The organism is Paenibacillus sp. FSL R5-0475, from assembly GCF_038004585.1.
In the GTDB taxonomy this organism is placed as follows: domain Bacteria; phylum Bacillota; class Bacilli; order Paenibacillales; family Paenibacillaceae; genus Paenibacillus_AQ.
In genome coordinates this window covers 3,015,733-3,034,230 of the sequence record NZ_JBBORK010000001.1, presented here as the reverse complement: position 1 = coordinate 3,034,230, position 18,498 = coordinate 3,015,733, and the positions used below count along the sequence as shown (strand labels likewise).

The 18,498-nt window shown below is 38.5% G+C and carries 14 protein-coding genes; 10 read left to right on the top strand and 4 right to left on the bottom strand.

The window, feature by feature from the left end; translation table 11 throughout:
- Positions 1 to 91 precede the first annotated feature (91 nt).
- Complete coding sequence (locus MKX41_RS13660) at positions 92 to 1,927, top strand: hypothetical protein (RefSeq protein ID WP_340971150.1); 1,836 nt, start codon at positions 92 to 94, stop codon at positions 1,925 to 1,927.
- A gap of 378 nt (positions 1,928 to 2,305) precedes the next feature.
- Here the strand turns inward: MKX41_RS13660 and MKX41_RS13655 are convergent, their stop codons facing one another.
- On the bottom strand, positions 2,306 to 3,655 hold the full coding sequence (locus MKX41_RS13655; protein ID WP_339797017.1) for a lytic polysaccharide monooxygenase: 1,350 nt from the start codon (positions 3,653 to 3,655) through the stop codon (positions 2,306 to 2,308).
- 653 nt (positions 3,656 to 4,308) lie between these two features.
- Between MKX41_RS13655 and MKX41_RS13650 the strand changes: the two genes are divergently transcribed.
- From MKX41_RS13650 to MKX41_RS13640, 3 genes are read left to right on the top strand one after another with little or no spacing between them, the layout of a single operon-like run.
- The gene (locus tag MKX41_RS13650) at positions 4,309 to 5,634 is read left to right on the top strand and encodes a glycosyltransferase (protein WP_340971148.1); all 1,326 of its coding nucleotides are present in this window, start codon (positions 4,309 to 4,311) and stop codon (positions 5,632 to 5,634) included.
- 44 nt (positions 5,635 to 5,678) lie between these two features.
- Positions 5,679 to 6,779, top strand: a complete 1,101-nt coding sequence (locus MKX41_RS13645) for an acyltransferase (RefSeq protein ID WP_340971146.1) — start codon at positions 5,679 to 5,681, stop codon at positions 6,777 to 6,779.
- 4 nt (positions 6,780 to 6,783) lie between these two features.
- The gene (locus MKX41_RS13640) at positions 6,784 to 7,920 is read left to right on the top strand and encodes a glycoside hydrolase family 18 protein (RefSeq protein WP_340974917.1); all 1,137 of its coding nucleotides are present in this window, start codon (positions 6,784 to 6,786) and stop codon (positions 7,918 to 7,920) included.
- A 282-nt stretch (positions 7,921 to 8,202) separates the two neighbouring features.
- Here the strand turns inward: MKX41_RS13640 and MKX41_RS13635 are convergent, their stop codons facing one another.
- Positions 8,203 to 9,009, bottom strand: a complete 807-nt coding sequence (locus tag MKX41_RS13635) for a M23 family metallopeptidase (protein WP_340971144.1) — start codon at positions 9,007 to 9,009, stop codon at positions 8,203 to 8,205.
- A gap of 193 nt (positions 9,010 to 9,202) precedes the next feature.
- Here MKX41_RS13635 and MKX41_RS13630 point away from each other — a divergent pair, with 193 nt between their 5' ends.
- Both MKX41_RS13630 and MKX41_RS13625 read left to right on the top strand, forming a co-directional pair.
- Complete coding sequence (locus tag MKX41_RS13630; RefSeq protein ID WP_340971142.1) at positions 9,203 to 9,577, top strand: hypothetical protein; 375 nt, start codon at positions 9,203 to 9,205, stop codon at positions 9,575 to 9,577.
- A 171-nt stretch (positions 9,578 to 9,748) separates the two neighbouring features.
- Positions 9,749 to 11,389 (top strand): alkaline phosphatase, encoded by a 1,641-nt coding sequence (locus MKX41_RS13625; RefSeq protein ID WP_340971141.1) that lies wholly within the window; start codon positions 9,749 to 9,751, stop codon positions 11,387 to 11,389.
- Between the two features lie 66 nt (positions 11,390 to 11,455).
- On the opposite strand, the gene MKX41_RS13620 is transcribed toward MKX41_RS13625, so the two are convergent.
- Entirely contained in the window at positions 11,456 to 12,508 is a 1,053-nt protein-coding gene (locus MKX41_RS13620; protein ID WP_340971139.1) for a DUF418 domain-containing protein, read from the bottom strand.
- Positions 12,509 to 12,692: 184 nt separating this feature from the next.
- On the opposite strand from MKX41_RS13620, the gene MKX41_RS13615 reads away from it, so the two are divergent.
- From MKX41_RS13615 to MKX41_RS13600, 4 genes are all read left to right on the top strand, one after another.
- Complete coding sequence (locus MKX41_RS13615) at positions 12,693 to 13,841, top strand: VanZ family protein (RefSeq protein WP_340971137.1); 1,149 nt, start codon at positions 12,693 to 12,695, stop codon at positions 13,839 to 13,841.
- 152 nt (positions 13,842 to 13,993) lie between these two features.
- The gene (locus MKX41_RS13610; protein WP_042189627.1) at positions 13,994 to 14,761 is read left to right on the top strand and encodes an ABC transporter ATP-binding protein; all 768 of its coding nucleotides are present in this window, start codon (positions 13,994 to 13,996) and stop codon (positions 14,759 to 14,761) included.
- Positions 14,748 to 16,667, top strand: coding sequence for an ABC transporter permease (locus MKX41_RS13605; protein WP_340971129.1), 1,920 nt, complete (start codon positions 14,748 to 14,750; stop codon positions 16,665 to 16,667). Before MKX41_RS13610 ends, MKX41_RS13605 begins: the two co-directional genes overlap by 14 nt.
- 5 nt (positions 16,668 to 16,672) lie before the next feature.
- Positions 16,673 to 17,026: a YxeA family protein gene (locus MKX41_RS13600; RefSeq protein ID WP_076285453.1), complete on the top strand. Its 354-nt coding sequence runs from the start codon at positions 16,673 to 16,675 to the stop codon at positions 17,024 to 17,026.
- 79 nt (positions 17,027 to 17,105) lie between these two features.
- Here the strand turns inward: MKX41_RS13600 and MKX41_RS13595 are convergent, their stop codons facing one another.
- The gene (locus MKX41_RS13595) at positions 17,106 to 18,497 is read right to left on the bottom strand and encodes a sensor histidine kinase (RefSeq protein ID WP_340971127.1); all 1,392 of its coding nucleotides are present in this window, start codon (positions 18,495 to 18,497) and stop codon (positions 17,106 to 17,108) included.
- Position 18,498: the final 1 nt, after the last annotated feature.

Below are 18,498 nucleotides of genomic sequence, written 5' to 3'. Positions count from 1 at the left end.
TTTCTTGAAATTTTCCATTCTTTTTTACAGGCAGTGTTGCTAATATTCAGATTGTAGTCCCCTACAACACAAGTTTAGAGGAGGAGAAAAAATGACTTGGGCTAAGAATAGGTTTTATTGGATGTTTTTTTTATCTTTTTTGGTAGCGTTTACAGTCGGTTATGTCCGGCATGCCGAAGCAGCAGGAACTAGTACAGTCTATCCGTTTCCGGCAAGTCTCGCTTCAAACAGCGATTTTCAGGTGTGGGTCGAAAACACTTCATCACCCGTATGGACTGCACCGGGAATGGCCGCTACCCCCAAAGCAGTTACCAGCTTCGCATTCACGGGTACGGTGACTGTTAAGGTACAGTACAAGTCCAATTTCACATCAGCTAATATTATGCCTTCCCAATACGGAATAACGTATACTAAACCGGCGGCCAACCAGCTTCAGTTCACGTTAAACGATTATAAAAAAAGCAAAATTATTATTCAGATCGACAACGATCCGAATAAAGAGCTTTTCTTGTTCGGGGATCCGCCTGTAGCGGCGCCTCCTGCCGGTGCAACCGTCTATCAAGCAGGGGCGCATTATCCCGCTAATAATGAACTCACGATGCAGGACAATCAGACGATTTTCCTCATGCCGGGAGCTGTTCTGCATGCCAGAATTGATACCGCTAACAATTCCAACCTAAAAATTCTGGGCCCAGGAATTGTTGTTGCCTATGATACAGGTGTGAATCCGAATGAATCAGAGTTTGAAAACAACATGGTATTCTATAAATCCAACAATGTCGAGTTGCGGGATTTCATCCTGGTACGAAATTTTAACGACAATCTGATCCATCAACTGGTTGTACGCAATACGGACAATGTGTCCATAGACAATGTTAAAGTTATTAGCGATGCTAGATGCTCTGACGGTTTATCGCTTGGTGGAAATAATGGGGTAGATGTTAAGAATTTCTTCAGTGTATCCGGTGATAATAATCTTGTCATTGGCTGGTGGGGCAAAACCGATAATGTAACGATCGATAATTACATTGCTTATTTCCCCGAACATGCCGGCATTGCTCAAACTTCAGCCATCTTCGCTCAGGGGATTGAGGGAACTAAGCCGGGCGAGGATACCAGCTCGATTGGAACTGTTCGCATTACTAACTTCTATGCCATAAAGCAAACAAATGTACTGGGAAGCATATGGGGTAAAATTCAGGACAATATCGATAATTTTACGATCGAAAATCTCTATACCGAGCCGGGTTCGACTAGGGACAACTTGCTGTATTTTGACCTGAATGTATCCTCCAATAAAAATTTCAACCTGAAGAATGTATACTTTGATAAAACCACTGGAGGCTATCTTAGTGATAAATATTATGTAAGATTTGACAACGTATATTATAAAGGCAATTTGGTCGCCAATACTTCCGCTGCTAATGTTACAGGCTCTGGGAAAGTTCAAGTGTTGAATGGGACATCCGGGAAGCACTATGAATTTGAAAATGGTCAATTGAATGGGCCAATTGCCGCCAATAAGAATTATGCATCCTTTGGAAAAGCTGTGGCCGTTATGAACAGTGTAGGGAGTTTCGCGGAAGTTACAATAGATGTGCCTGTAGCCGGAGACTATATACTGGATATTGCCTATGCGAACGGATCGGGGGCGGATGCCGCCCAAAGCGTCTATGTAAATGGAATTTACAAGTTCCAGGCATCATTCCCCAAGACAAATGCTGGATGGGACCAGTCTGCCTCCTCATGGAAGAAAGTATCTGGCGTCGGAACGGTAAACCTGCAAGCGGGGACCAACAAAATTAAAATCCAAAAGGATTCCAATGACCTCTACACAGCAGACCTTGACTATCTTGAGGTAACTTTAAAGCCTATCCATGTGGAGATGGAAACCGGAACCGTTGAACCGTTGGTGGAGGCGCGCTGATTGTAAACAAGTACTATGCCTCCGGATTGAAGGCTATAGGGGTTATGGATGCTGTAGGAAGCTATGTCAATCTCACCGTAACCGTTCCGAGTGTATTTGTTTTACCAGGCTCAATTGGTTCCATTTGAGTATAAATGTTTTCATGTATTCACTCCGATTTTAATATGGAAATATTACTAAGCCCAGCCAGCAGTTGTAATGAGGTAAGTTAATATTTAACGTTAGTTTATCATGAAAATTGTCGGCCATGTACGAGTGCCAAAATTTGTGAAAAGGTAATTGAACGATATGATCGAAACAGTAAAAAACCACGAAATACAGTTTCACTGTATCTCGTGGTTTTTTAAGATTTAGGTATTTAATGTTTTTATTACAACATTACTTTAACAACCATAGCGCCGGGGAATTAGCAGGCTCCCAACCGGTTAACGATGTATGGGCTTGACGACATTCATACACAGAACCATTATAGGTTACCAATGTACCGACTGTGTAAGGGGTATTGGGTGCCCAAGCTGGGGCTGTAGAGGCTGTAGCGGTTGTGCCATTGATGGTGCTGGCCACTGATTGATTGCCTGCGGCGTCGAAGGCATGTACATTGAACGTATATGTTGCACCGGCGCTAAGACCTGTTACCGTATAATCCGTTGTGGAGCCAGGTACAGTGGTGATTAATGTCGTTCCTCTATAAATACGGTAGCCTGTAACACCAACATTATCCGTTGACGGATTCCACATTAACTGAATACTGGAGGATGTTGGTGTCCCCATAACATGTAAGCCGCCGGGGGCTGTGGGTGCTTCCGTATCATTACCGACAGGTGCATTAGTAGTAACACTGACGGAATTGCTTCCATTTGAGACATTTCCAGCAGCGTCTTTTGCCTTGACACTAAAGGTATAGGCAGTATTCGCGGTTAATCCAGATACGGTGTAATTTAATGTAGTGCCGGATACGGTTGCAACCAATGAAGTTCCGTTAAATACTTGGTACCCTGTTACACCGGTATTATCCGTGGATGCGTTCCAGGCCAATGAAACGCTGGTGGATGTTTTTTCAGTTGCCGTCAAAGCTGTTGGTGCGGAAGGAGCTTGGGTATCGACAGGGTTGCTTCCGCTAAAGTTGACATCAATGACATTATAGAAGGCGTTCGGAGTATCTGCGACTTCCCACACAGCCAAGATGACGTGGTATCCACTACGTTCCGGAACGTTAAACGTGTCTGAGTAAGTGAAGGGTGGCTGTACACCTCCATAGTTCACCGAATAGAAAGGAGTAAGGTCGAATGAGTCCCGAGTAAGAGCGGCGTTAGGATTCCAGTCGGGCTTTGTAATATAGTATTTCCAGCTGGCCGTCGAATGAGCGGCAGTCAATTTCCAAGTGAATGTATTTTGTCCGGCAGAGATGTTGACTTTAGACCAGCGTGTAGCCGATTGTTCATCAAGCTTGGGAAAAGCTCCGTTAGCGCTTGCAATCTTCCCGTCTGCTGGCCCTGCAGCAGGGAACCCCTTAGGTGCCTCTAGACTTTGGGGCTCATAAACAATCGGGCCACAATCTGTATTTTGTCCTGATTTACAGAGTGCAGCCCGGCTAGCAGGTCCTTCAACATAACCGTGAGAAAAGGATCTTTCCGGGAATAACATTACAACCAATGAAAAAATCAAGATCATACTCCCATAAGCTAACAACTTTACCCTAGGTGAATGAGAAATACGGATAGATGACATTTTACTCCTCCTTTTTATATAAAAATATGCACTGCGAACAAATGATGCATTCAGTCCCGAACGTTTTGTCTCAATTACAACTCCTTTCTTTGTTGAACGTATTTATATAAACTCATAAAGAGCTCATATATCGACATGAAAGGTAAGAGAAAAAGGTGCGTAGGGCTAAATTCATTGAATGATAACAATTTTTGTAACACCATAGTGATTATATGCAAATAAATGGTATTTGTCTACCAAATTTAGAAAGAATATGCTATTTTTTAGTATGAAAATTCTCCCTCGGAACACGATCTACATTCCCCCTATCTTTCCATATAAATCTTGGAATTTGAAAGATTCATTTTAAATTATGATCAAACGATTAATATACTATTTTCTTAATTTATCTCTCTTTTTATTTTGTTTTCTTCTTTTTTTGTGATGAAAAATGAAAACTCCTGTATGTAAAATAAAGAGGGAAACCATATATTATTCAGAAAATTACAATAACAACGCTTTCAAAGGTTGCTATTTTTGGTTTTATTTACTATTATTAGTTGGAATTACTAACAAAGGATGTAAGTGATTGAAATTAGTGTGGGATTAACTGTCTGGAGAACAGTTCAATTCATAGAATTATAAGCTTTAGATAGATAAAAAGGAGTGAGGAGATGCAATACTTTTTTTATTTGTTAACCTTCATTTTTATTGGGTTTCAAACTCTTTACACAGTCATCCCTTTATTTTTCAGTAAAGTTAAGAAGTTGAATAACGATTGTGCTGAAAAATCGATCTCCGTTTTAGTTCCTGCTTATAACGAGGAGCTCACTATTAAGAATTGCATAGATGCAATGGAGGGCCTAAATTACAGCAACTATGAAGTCATCATTATTAATGATGGTTCAAAGGATCAGACGTTTCAAAAATTAAATGAGCTTTTGAACTTATCGATAAGTGACAGAGAAGCAGAGGGTAAGCTTACATATGGCGCTATTAAAGGAATTTATTATTCGGAGAAATATGAAAACATATTTGTAATTGATAAATCCAATGGCGGAAAGGCAGATTCTCTCAACGCCGGCATCGATTGTGCGAGTTCTGATATTGTTATTACGCTGGATGCGGATAGCATGCTGGAAATAAACTCGCTTAAATATGTAAGTCAATATTTTCAAGATGATAAGATCATCGCTTTAGGTGGTACGGTGAAGATCGTACAGGGCGCTGAGAAAAGGAACGGAGTTATCCAAGATAAATTTACTGGTAAAGGTATTATAAAAAGCCAAGTTATCAGCTACATCCATGGATTTTATGTTAGAAAACTAACACAATCGGTTTTTAATTCAATTGTCGTTATTTCAGGCGCATTTGGTGCTTTTTATAAGAGTATATTGGTGGACGTTAACGGGTTTAGAAGTACTGTAGGCGAAGATATTGATATTACCTTAAAAATTCACGAGTTCATTAAAGCGAATAACTTGAATAAGAAGCTCGTCTACGCGCCAGAAGCCGTATGCTACACGGAATGCCCAGAAAACTTAAGTAACTTCTATAAACAAAGAATACGCTGGCAAAAAGCTTTTGTAGATTGCATATTAATCTATTGGTCTAAATTATCGCGAAAGTTTAGCGTTGGCGTCAGTCTCTTTTTTGCTATTGATGGTTTTGTTCTAGGTACATTAACAGCATTTACAAGCGTTTTTTATCTTATACAATCGCTCTTTCTAGGTACAAATTTATTTAAGGCTTTTATTCTCATGTTTTCTGTAATTGTCATTAATGCGCTGCAAATCGGGATTTCTCTCTATTTATGCAAAAAATATGGCAGCAATTATTCAGTTAAAGATTATTTTAGGATGTTTTTGTTTAGCCAAGTTGAATTACTAACCTATCGAAATCTGCTGCTTTATATGAATATCGTAGGCACATTTAAATACTTTGATAATGACGAGGGCTGGGGATTCGTTGAGAGAAAAGGTGTTTCAAGTATCAGCTAGTCTCCTATTGTAACTATCAGCAAACTATTCATCGGGAGGTATTTATGAATCATATATTGAAAGATAAACGAATCATATTTATAGATGTATTAAGAATAATGTCCATCATAGCCGTCATCATTCTACACTACACTGCAGACTTACTTACAAGGACAAATGATTTCAATACAACCTCTTGGTGGATTAGCAACTTTTTTAATTCGATATCCAGATTTGCTGTGCCAGTGTTTTTTATGATAAGTGGTGCAATGATCCTTAGAGTGGAAGTGAAATCATATCGGCAGTTTTATATTAAAAAAGTACTTCCTTTAATCATTTCCTTAGTTAGCTGGTCACTCATTTATGCCGTTTACACCCAATATTTTATTCAAAAAAGCAGCATGGGCGTTTATGATTTTTTCATTCATTTTTCGTACGGTTTAATCTTTGATAAAAATTATATACATTTATGGTTTCTATACGCGATTATTGCGATCTATATAACAGTTCCATTAATTAGTAAGCTGGTAAAAGTGTGCAGTGAAAAGGATTTGAAATATTATCTACTGATCTGGTTCCTGATAAGTATGGTTTATAAATTCATCTCCGATCTTGTATTCAGATTGACCTCCGAATATATCAATATTCCTATAACTAATATACCTTTTTTTATGGGTTATCTAGGATATTTTATCCTGGGATATTATCTCTTTAACTATACGATATCGATGAAAGCCAAAAATCTTTTCTTTAATTTAGGCATTATATCCTTTTTTGTTACGCCATTAGCGACCTATTTTTCTTCCTTGTACAGTGGTGTGTTAGATGAAATGTTCTATGGCAACTATTCACTCACGACATTTTTTATGGCTATTGGAACGTTTATCTATTTTAAAGAAAAAGAAACCGCGATTAGCGAGAAGTTAAATTACAAAGTCAAAAAAATAATCAGCTCCATTTCCAAGGCTAGCTTTAGTATCTACTTAATTCATTTGTTAGTTGAAATATTGGTATCCAGAAGAGCAGAAATACAAGCTACTCTACTCCAATCCATATTTAACCTTGCTTTTAATGTCATTATTGTATTCTTAATTAGCTATATCACGGTTAAAGTCTTAAATCTAAATAAATATATTACACATGTATTATTTGGGGGAAGAAGTTAACATGATGAAAATAAGTATATATACAAAAGTCTTCCTGGCTATATTAGCTATAGGCATGGGAATTTACTATTACAATCTCAATGATTCAGACAAAAAAATAACCTCCGTGTACATACCGTTATGGAAAGATTTTAAAGATCTTAAGCTAAAAGACAAAAACATTGATATTGCTATTCTCGCCTTTGCCAAAATTAATAAAACCAATGTATATTTTGATCTAGACCCTGCTAAAAATGAGATCATTAAAGAAAATATAAAGAAACTGCAAGCAAATAATAAAAAAACGAGTTTCATACTTGGTGTTGGTGGGTATAAAGCGGACGGATTCTCCGATGCTTCATTGGATGAAAACCGGTACTCCTTTACTGAGAGTATGATCGCAATGGTTAAGGAGTTAGATTTAGATGGGATCGATATAGACTGGGAATATCCAGCCTTTGATTCCTGGAATACGACTAAAGCCCGACCTGAGGATACCAAGAACTTTACTAGTCTAATGAAGGAACTTGATGAAAAATTGGATAGACTCCCGCGTAAAAATAAAAATTACTATTTAACCTTTGCTGCAGGGAATGAAGAGTGGTTCTTCAAAAACGTTGAAGTTAAAAAAGTAGAAAAGTATGTGGATTTCATTAATGTCATGAGCTATGACTTGACTGGAGCTTGGTCAGATACAACAGGGTATAATTCGAATTTATTTATAGATAAGCATAAAAAGAGCAAAACCAGCGTGGATCGTATTATTCATTTATATTTAGATCGTGATGTTGATCCGAGCAAGCTTCTCCTAGGTATTCCAGCTTATTCCTACGGATGGGAGAATGTTAAAAGTGATGTGAATAAGGAGGCCTCATTTTTACTGGGTAAACCTATCAATATCGACAAAGTAGATTTAAGCTACAAGACGATAAAAGAAAAATATATGATCCAAGATGGATTTAAACGATACTTTGACGATACAGCGAAGACGGCCTATTTATATGATGGTGATACTTTTATTACGTATGAAGATAAAGAGGCCTTGCAGGCAAAAGTTAAATATATCAAAGATAAAAAACTGGCTGGTGTCATGGTGTGGGAGTATTCTCAAGACTCTGACGACGGCATTGTTAAGTACTTATCTGATAATCTGAATAAGTAGCAAGTGCTAAATAGAAGAGGAATAGTCTGAAGAGGCTTATTCCTCTTTTTTGTGTTTTCTTTCTTTAGCTATCCTAAAGCTGATTTGAAGTCTATGCCCGAAGTCGTCCGCATCTTTGCTGAACATCATCGTTGTTAAAGCTGTCCATTCCTCCTACGGTAACTCCTCCGAAAGACAGCTTCACTCTTCACCAGATCATGGTTCATTGCGCATTGGCGTGACTTCTGTTCCTTTTAACGGCATAGCCTTTGCATTTGTATCTTCAAAGTATAACGGCAGTCCTTATGCTAGAATAGGCAAAAGGGTTTGGGTTGGGTCTTGGCGCTGATGATGAATATGCAGGTGGGGTTCTGATGTGGAACCACTATTTCCTACATGTCCAAGCACTTCACCGGCATTGACGTGATCTCCAACTGCAACGGTAACACTATCTTGTTTGAGGTGATTAAGTAATAAGTAGGTTCCCGTCGCATCAATCCTGAGATAAACGTGATTTCCTTCCATGGAAATGAATTTTTCAGTACCTGGCACAATATCAGATTCATCGTCAAAAGCTGCAATAACCGTTCCAGATACCGGTGATAGTACCTTTTGCTTCCAAATTCCGTAATCTTCCAGATTAGTACTTCCTGTATTATAGGGTTCCATGACTAAATCATAGGCCCAACGTTCCGAAGGCCAAGTGGCATGAGGCAGATTATTGTCGGTGGAATCACCACCCCAGCCAACAACTGTTTGCTCAGAAAATGGCCATTTAACTGTGACTGAAGGGTGGACGTTGATTATACGTACAGGATATACCAACTGTATAATATTCATGGTCAGGAGGAAATGTGAAGCTAATACAGTACATAAAACGAGAGGCATCCATTTATCGGAAATTCTTTTCTTCTTGATAATAGAAACTAATATTAAAAAGATATTTAATAATACTCCTACGAAACCTAGCATTGGGATGATTAATTTAAGTGCCATCCATGCATAGACACCAGGTAAGCCATTAATAAATAATACGCAGATCCATGACAGTAATGCTGCAGCTAAAATTGTACTACCTAAATACCCGAATGCTTGAATTATTCTTTTCATATTCGCTCCTAACGTATAAGAAAGTATATAGTAGTTAGACGAATATAACTGGAAAATCACTTCGACTGCTATTTTGGATAATATCACCGCAGGGAAATCTGAAAAACAAACATTTGTACAACTATATTTGTCTTGTACCGTTCTTTGAAGTTGGTAATAGACTAAATCAATCTCAGAGAAGGAGTTGATTTAGTTGGCCAACAGTGATGTACGTCTTGCTCTATGGTCGGGTACTAATTTTACCAATCGCCGGATTCGATTCAGACGTGGAGGAGTTGCAGTTCGTGATCTTGGAGCATTTCGGTTTAACAACGTTCTTTCGAGTTTCCGACTCAGAAATGTTGTGGAGAGCTCTCAAGTAACGCTTGTACTATTTTCACGAATTAACTTTCAGGGATCGTTCCGTGTGTTCCGTGGCAGCCAAAACGTAGCGAACTTGAATAATTTTAACTTTAACAATGTCACATCTTCGTTGATATTGGTAGGCCGTATCCTTACAAGCTCCGAAATTTCCCAAATTCAAAGCACTGGTAGAGCGCCTCGAGATATCCTCGTAATAAGACAATAATAATGCAAAGGGTGCCCTAGGGCGCCCTTTTTTTATAAATATCAGTAGCACAGGTCAAGTCAAAATATGCACAGAATTTAATATATTAAAAGAGAATAGGTGCTGCTCCCGCAAACAATCCTCCTTTAAACTAGATACGTACTTAACAAAATCTGCTAGAGGAGGATTCAAATGCGCAAAAAGGTTATCGGGAGAATTTGCAGTACAGTTATGGTTTGCAGTCTGCTTGCAGCAGGTAACGGAACGACCTACGCCAGTGGCGCCAATAACTCTGATGCTCCTACCAACAAATCGGTCAAGAACGTAATCCTGTTTATTACGGATGGGATGAGCTTATCCGATGTGAACTTGGCCAGATGGTATCAGGGAGGACAGGCGCTTGCGATGGATAAGTATTTCAGCGGGCTGGTCAGAACCTATTCTACGGATTCACTTACCACAGATTCCGCTGCGGGAGCTACGGCTTATGCCACAGGCCATAAGGTTAAGAGTGAGACGGTATCCATACTGCCCGACCGAATCACGATGCCGTTCGTGGACGCAGTTAAGCCAGAGGACGTGAACAAACCTCTGCTTACGATTATGGATGCAGCGAGAATGGCAGGGAAAAGTACAGGAACGGTATTTACTTGTGAATTAACGGATGCGACGCCGGCTACATTTTTAAGTCATGCATACACGCGTGACAATGCGCAGTCTATTGCAGAACAGATGATCTACAGTGGCGTAGATGTTCTTCTCGGGGGTGGGTCCGGGTATTTGGTACCCGGCAAAGAAGACATTAACCGTAAGGACGGAGAAGATTTAACCAAAATCCTGAAATCAAATGGGTATGAATACGTAACGGATAAAGCAGGTTTAATGAATTCTAAAACGAATAAAATCTGGGGTCTGTTCAACCCTGAAGCACTGGATGCTGATTTTGATCTGAACCCGCAAAAGCAACCGAGCCTTGCTGAAATGACCAAAGTAGCGATAGAGAAGTTGTCGCAGAACGATAATGGTTTTATTCTGATGGTCGAAGCAAGCCAGATTGACTGGTATGGTCATGATAACGATCCGGTGGGGATTATGAGTGAGACATTAGCGTTTGATAAAGCCTTTAAAGCCGCTGTTGACTTTGCAGAAAAAGACGGAAATACAGCAGTCTTGTCCGTTTCGGATCATGCTACTGGCGGGCTCAATATGACGAACTATGATTCCACCAAAGACCTAGTCTCCGTATTGAAGAAAGCGAAACACACCAGTTATTACATTGAAGGCAGTATTAATGAGCACAATTTCAAAAAGGTCCTAGCGGATAATTATGGACTTAGTGATTTAACCAAAGAAGAAGCGGATCAAGTCAGATTAGGAATGAAAGATAACCTTTCGCCGGTCATCGGTAAAATCTTGGGGAATAAGATAGGCGTAACCTTCTCTACGGATGATCACACATCGGAAGAAGTTGGATTGTTCGCCTACCATCCGGCTAATTATAAACCGACCGATTTCGTGAACAGCGGTGTAATCCAGAATACGGATGTGAATAAGTATATTCAAGAAGTGACCGGACTCAATCTGGCGCAACTTCAGGATACACTGTACGTATCCAGTGATAAATTCAAGGCCAAAGGAGCTACGATCACCCTAGACAAGACCGATAAGACTAATCCGGTGGTTGTAGTGAAAAAAGCAGGCCAAGTTCTCAAGCTGCCTATAGATAAAAACATCGCCATTCTGGATGGCAAAACAACGAAACTCAATGTACTGACAGTAATGATTAAAGATAAAGTGTGGGTTTCACAGGATGCATTAGACTTGATTCTCTGATTATTACAGTTCAAGGTATGATTGTTCGACTAAAAGTTAAAGCGCTTAAACCCGAAAACCCCTTTTTTATGAGGGGTTTTTTGTTGCAGGCTTTGTTCCATAGGTCATCAAGCGCCAAAGCTTTTCTAAAGGTCCCATGGAAAAGAACTTGAACCAGATGGTACTACAAATGATTTGAATAATATAAATCAGAACAGCGATGTAAAGAATATCTTTTGGTGAAACGACTTCGAGACCTATCATTGAAATGATTGCCGTCCCTATAATGCTTTGAGCTACATAATTTGTAAATGCCATTTGACCCACCCGTGATATGGGTGTCAGGAATTTCACCATTTGTTTGTTTTCTAATAGTAGAAATAATGTTGTTAAGTAAAACAAAGTGGTTGGAAGTGATCCTAAGCCCGTAACTGAATCTACATTGCTGCTCCCGCTTTGAGAAGCGTTCCAAATCCATAATGAGAAACCAACGAACAAAAGAAATGATGCCATTTGAATCCATCTAATTGGTTTTGATAATTCTTGTATATGTGTCAGCCAACCTGACTTTGCAGTTAAAAAACCGGCTAAAAACATAATAAAGATTTGCATAGCGTCATTAGAAAAAATATCAAGGATAGATGAGACTGCCCCTTGAGACGGTAAAAATATTTTTACCATCAAGGAAATGATGTAAATGGATGTCATACCCATAAGCCACTTTTTAAGTGTAGAAACCGTTGTGTGATAAAAAGGGATCAGAAACAATCCGATAATGGCGTATACGGGTAGAATGGTTCCCCAAAAGATAAATACATGAATGATTCCCAGCAGCAAGAGGATTAGTAAACGTCTAGCCATACGCCATCTAGGTCGATCTCCCCGGCTTTCGGCTCTTGAGGCGAAAATGTATAGACCTACACCAAATAGGAATGAAAAAATAGAAAAGAACTTTTTTTGTACGAAGATGATTATCAAAGTATTGATGATTCCATTAATGCCACTATAGTCTGGTAAGGGATCTCCTTCCATAATAACTTTAAAGGCTCCAACATTTATCAGCAGAATGCCAAAAAGAGCAAGCCCGCGAATGATGTCGAGTGAAATGATTCTTTCTTTTTGTGAAATCGAGGGATTCATTAATAGTTCTCCTTAGAAAATAGTTTCATTTGCTTAGAAGTCAGTATAAGTGGAGAACCTTACATTAAATTGATGCCAACATTACAGGATCCTTAAATTTGATAAAATGTTCCAACTCCAGTTGAATTAGAATCCGTTTTATGGTTAATATGAATACTAAATAATTATAGGGTGTGAACTAGAAATGTCAGCATATACTCAACCAATCTTTGTGGCGGCGATCTTTTTTGTGGTTTTAGCATTTGCCTTATTTGTTCCATGGCTCATTTATACCTATAGAAAGTATAACTATCTGCCATTTTCTACCACGTTAATTTCATTTTCGTTTATTTTTTACTTTCTAGCAGCGTTATTTTTAGTCTTGTTGCCGTTGCCAGAGATACGCGATACTTGTTCACTACAAAAACCGGGCACACAACATTATTCACTTATGCCATTTCAATTTATAGTGAGCACCTTAGGGAATAGTGGTATCGTGTTATCACAGCCTGCAACTTATAGACTGTTATTTAGCCAACCCTCATTCTATCAAGCTTTTTTTAATTTCTTGCTATTATTACCTTTTGGTGTTTATTTGCGATATTTTTTTCAAGACAAGAAACACTGGAAGAAAGCTCTAGGCTTCACATTCCTATTAACATTATTTTATGAGATAACACAGGTCACCGGCATTTACGGGATTTATAATTGCCCTTATCGCATTTTTGATGTGGATGATTTATTGTTGAATACATCTGGCGGGGTATTGGGTTTCTTTATTGCTCCAGCTGTTTTAGCGCTATTCCCATCAAAAAAGAAAATTAATGAGAAAGCAGAAAGATTATTGGCTCTTGATGAAGTAAGAGGGATGTCTGTGTTGCTGGCAGTTATTATTGATATTTTTATCAGCAACATGGTAGTTCAAGTTATGTTGAGTATGACCAACGTTAATTTGGTTAGTGAATTTATTGCAAGTACAATTACGCTTTTTATAACCTTTTTTATTATTCCATGGATTTGGAATGGATCGACAATTGGAACGAAAATTATGCGCTATCGTTATGACAGTAAAGTAAGTCGAGTGGAAACTAACAAACGATTATTTAAACGTTTTGGTGCGATTTACGCGATGTACTTCATAACAGTCATTGCGAATACTTTGAATAACGTGGAACTATCAATGGATTCTCCATTTTATAAGGCATCTATATTCTTAACGCTAGGTGCTGGATTGACCTCTATCATTTTAACGATCGTGTTGTTCATTCATATTATATTAGTCGTGTTTGGCAAACAAAAACGCCGCTTTTACTTTGATGAAGCTTCTGATTTATATACAACGAGAAAAAAATGAATTCTTTTCAATCGTAAAGGGGTACTCCGTAGTCTTAAATGGCTACTGGGTACCCCTTTTTTTGGATTTAAGCTTATTGTAAGGTTGGCATGAATTTGCTGTAAGGTTCACAGCCTATAGTATAAGTATCAGCAAATTATGAGGTGAAATGAATGGAACCATTATTAAAAGTAGAAAACATAAAAAAAGTATACGGGAAGTTAAGTGCTGCTTACACAGCATTGGAAAACGTGTCTTTTGACATTCATGAAGGTGAGTTTGTAGGGATTATGGGGCCTTCCGGCGCTGGAAAATCAACCTTGCTAAATTTGTTAGCAACTATTGATTCCCCAACTGAAGGGAAGATTTATATGAAGAACAAGAGTATTCATGATATGAAGGAAGCAGCCTTGTCAGACTTCAGACGTGAACATCTCGGCTTCATCTTCCAAGATTACAATTTACTCGATTCCTTGACTGTAAAGGAGAACATATTGCTTCCTCTGGCGATTGCTAAAATTCCAGCGAAGAAAATCAATCACCTCGTGACTCAGATTTCTAAAGTATTTGGGATTGAAGATTTACTGGCAAAATATCCTTACCAAATCTCTGGTGGTCAAAAGCAAAGAACCGCTGCGGCTAGAGCGCTCGTGACAGAGCCTGCACTGATTTTGGCTGATGAACCAACAGGTGCGCTTGACTCTAAATCAGCAACAGATTTATTGGAAAGCTTAAGTACTTTAAATGAAAATAACAACTCGACCATTATGATGGTGACTCATGATGCCTTTGCCGCAAGCTTCTGCCGCCGGATCATTTTCATCAAGGATGGTTCATTTTCAACAGAAATATTTCGTCGTGATCAGACACGCAAAGCCTTCTTCCAAGAGATCTTAGATGTCCATGCGGCCATTGGGGGTGAGGTAGATGACGTTATTTAGTCTAGCAAGAAAAAATATAGCCCGAAACTTTTCACAATATTTTTTATATATTGCATCGATGGTGTTTAGTATCATCATTTACTTTACATTTGTGACTTTGAAATATAGCGATACTATAGCAGAACAGACGGCTTCATCCCAAAAACTTGGTTCACTAATGAGTGGGGCGGCAGTCATTCTCATCTTTTTCGTGTTCATATTTATTGCTTATTCCAATTCATTTTTTATGAAAAAACGTAAAAAAGAAGTCGCATTGTATGCGTTGCTAGGGGTACGTAATCGCCAAATAGGCTTTATGCTCTTTTTCGAAAATTTATTGTTAGGATTATTCTCTTTAATAGTAGGGATTGTACTTGGGTTCCTATGTTCAAAAGGATTTATGACGATTTTAATTCATTTAATGGGTTATGACGTTGTAGCACCCTTTACATTTTCAGCGGCGGCAGCGATGAACACGGCTATCGTATTTCTGGTTATTTTCTTAGTAACATCGTTTCAAGGCTATCGCTTGATCTATCAATTTAAGCTGATTGATTTATTTCATGCTTCCAAAAAGGGAGAAGTGGCGCCTAAACCATCTATGATAGTAGCTGTTCTTGGAGTGTTACTCATTGTCTTGGGCTATTGGCTTGCAATGCAGGACCTTTTCACTTCTAAGGTATGGGAAAAAATTGGATTCCCCTTGACTGTATTAATTATTTTAACAACGGTTATTTTGGGTACATTTTTATTGTTCCACAGTGTGACTGGCTTTGTGTTAGCAATGATTAAGAAAAATGAAAGGTGGCTTTGGAAAGGCCTTCATGTCATTACTATTTCTCAGCTGCTCTATCGTATTCGTGGGAACGCACGTACATTAACTGTGATTGCCGTGTTGAGTGCTACGACAGTAACTGCCGGTGGAGCGGTCTATGGCCTTTATTACAATACGAATGACTCGGCGAAAACGATTAATCCTAATACCTTTATGTATCAGTCGATAGATGCAGAAATGGATAAACAAGTGAGTGCTGTAGTATCAGATACAAAATACGATGAAAATATCGAAGCACTATCCATTACGTTTCATACGAAAGAGTTAAACTCGCCGTCAACATTCGATAGCTCTGATAAAAGAGAATATACAGTTATCAATGAAAAAACATACAACCAATTAGCAAGTCTACAACATAAAGAAAAATTAGATGTAAAGGACGGCTACGCGGTTATTTTAGATATCGGATATGACAAAAGGTTCTCACCAATATATACAGGAAAAACTATAACAACAGGAAACGGCCATCCTCTCACATTCCAAAGCTTTAAAACGCAAAGCGTATTGAATGTAGGTACAGCAGGTATAACCGTGGTAGTCTCGGATGACCAGTATAAAGTGTTGCAAAATGATGGGGAAGTGCTACACTATCGTGTTCTTGGGGTAGATGATGCTTCTGTAGATTTATCTAAAAAAATTGCAAACCAATTACCTGAAGAAGCGCTATTTTCAAGTGGTCCACAAGATTACCAAACAAGTTTGGAAGGTGTGGGGTCTCTACTGTTTATCGGAAGTTTCCTTGGTCTAGTATTTCTGGCTGCTACAGGCAGTATCATTTATTTTAAGGTTTTAACAGAGGCAGAAGAGGATAAATCACAGTACAATATGCTGCATAAAATGGGTGTCAGTGCAAAAGAAATGCGAAAATCAATTGCGTCACAGGTATTCGTTATCTTTGTTGTACCGCTTGTAGTAGGGTTATTGCATAGTGTAGTGGCTTTAAAAGCATTCTCTAGTCTACTGATGATAGATTTAGCAAAACCTGTGTTGCTCTGGATGATTGCTTATACCGTAATTTACGGGTTGTATTATTTCTTAACCGTAGCTTCTTACAATCGTATTATCACACTAAATAATAGAACAGAAGGATGATTGAGATGAAAAAATTTCTAATTACTATGGGTATTTTGTTTGTTATTGGAGTTGTAGGGGTCTTTGCTATAGCCAAGATTGATTTCAATCGCTTCAATGCCGAAAATTACTACTTACAAATCACTGAGGATGGGGAACCCCATGAATATAAACTGAGCGATGGTTCGGTCATGACCTCTTATTCTTATACACTAGAGGCTACAAATGCCAAAGGTACTACAATTCCACTGGAATTTAATGCACAAAAAAATCTTCGTAAAGGCGCCTACTTGAAAATGTATGTAAAAAAAGGTGATCAAGTCTCCTCATACGATGAAGTGAAATTAGAGGATATTCCGCTAAAAGCACTAAAAAACTAATAAATTGAAGAAGGGCTGTCTCCAATAAAGTAAGTGGAGAACAGCCCCTTTCTCTGCCTAATAAGTAAGTCATTTTGAATTATAAAAGTATAGTAATGGTGGTACCGGTATTTTCAACGCTCGTCAAATCGAGTTTCCCCTCATGAGCCCAAATAATATCTCTGGCGATGGCCATACCTAACCCAGTTCCATGCTTACTCGTTGTGTTTGTACCCCGATAGTAGCGTTCGAAAACCTGTTCCAGATCTTTAGCCGGAATACCCTGGCCATTATCAGAAATTGTAATTTGGGTATGCGGACTAATGGTTTCCACTCGAATCTTCACCACGACATTTTCATCGTTATGCACAAGCGCGTTGTAGATAAAGTTAAGGATCGCTCGTTTTAGTAATTTTTTATCTACTTTATGTACGGCTTTAACTACATTTGCCTCAAACTCTATCTGCCGTTCACCAAAGGTCGGATCATTTAAAAGTTCAATCGTCATTTCTCGTAGAAACTGAACGAGATTCACATCTTCAAATTGCAGGGATAGCTGGTGATTACGCAAACGCGTCGTTAAATTGAGGTCATCTAACAAATCTTTCATATACATCGATTTACTCTTGATAATTGCTGTGTATTCCTGTAATTCTTGGGCTGTTAAATCTGTGGCACTGTCGTTTATAAATTCTGCATAACCTTGAATAGAAGCAAGTGGCGTTTTCATGTCATGCGAAACATTACTAATCCATTCCTCACGCATTTGGTCGAGATGCTTACGTTCCTCTTCATGTCGATCGAGCTTTTCAGATAGTTCATTCATGTTTCGGAAAACTTCTTCATAAACGCCTTTAGGAGTAGGCATTTTCTTAAAACGTCGCTCCCTAAGCTGTTGAATACCCTCTATTAATGTATGAAGGGGTGCAGTTAACTTTTTCCCAAATAGAAATCCAATGAGGATTACAATAAGCACATCAACGATTAAAAAAATGAAAAGAAAAACATTAACATCTTTGAAAATTTTAGCGTAGTCATAGGTCATTACGTACCGGCCTATTTTTGGATTATTAATCCCTAAAAAGTAACTGAAATTTTGGGCTTCGCTGACAAAAACCGTCGTGCGTGCATCTAATTCTTTATATTTATACATTTGTACAATTTCAATAGGAGAATACTCTGTTTTCAATTCTTCAGGGGTATAAAAGGCAGCTGCTTGCTCCCCTTGGTCATTCAAGAATTGTACCCAGGCGCTCATTTCTTGTAGTTTTTTGAGACCTTCTTCATTCACAACAGGTTTGCCAGCCTGTAATTCTACGTATTGTGAAAAGGTCCGGCTAAAGGTTTCTGCAGATGCTTCTTCAGTGCCAAAGTTATTATTATTTACCTTTATAACGAATAAGGAAAGGAACAAAATCGCGTTTACAATACCAACGATCACAACAATAGTCATAACCGATCTTAAAAAGCGGAGTGTCAATTTCCATTTCAAC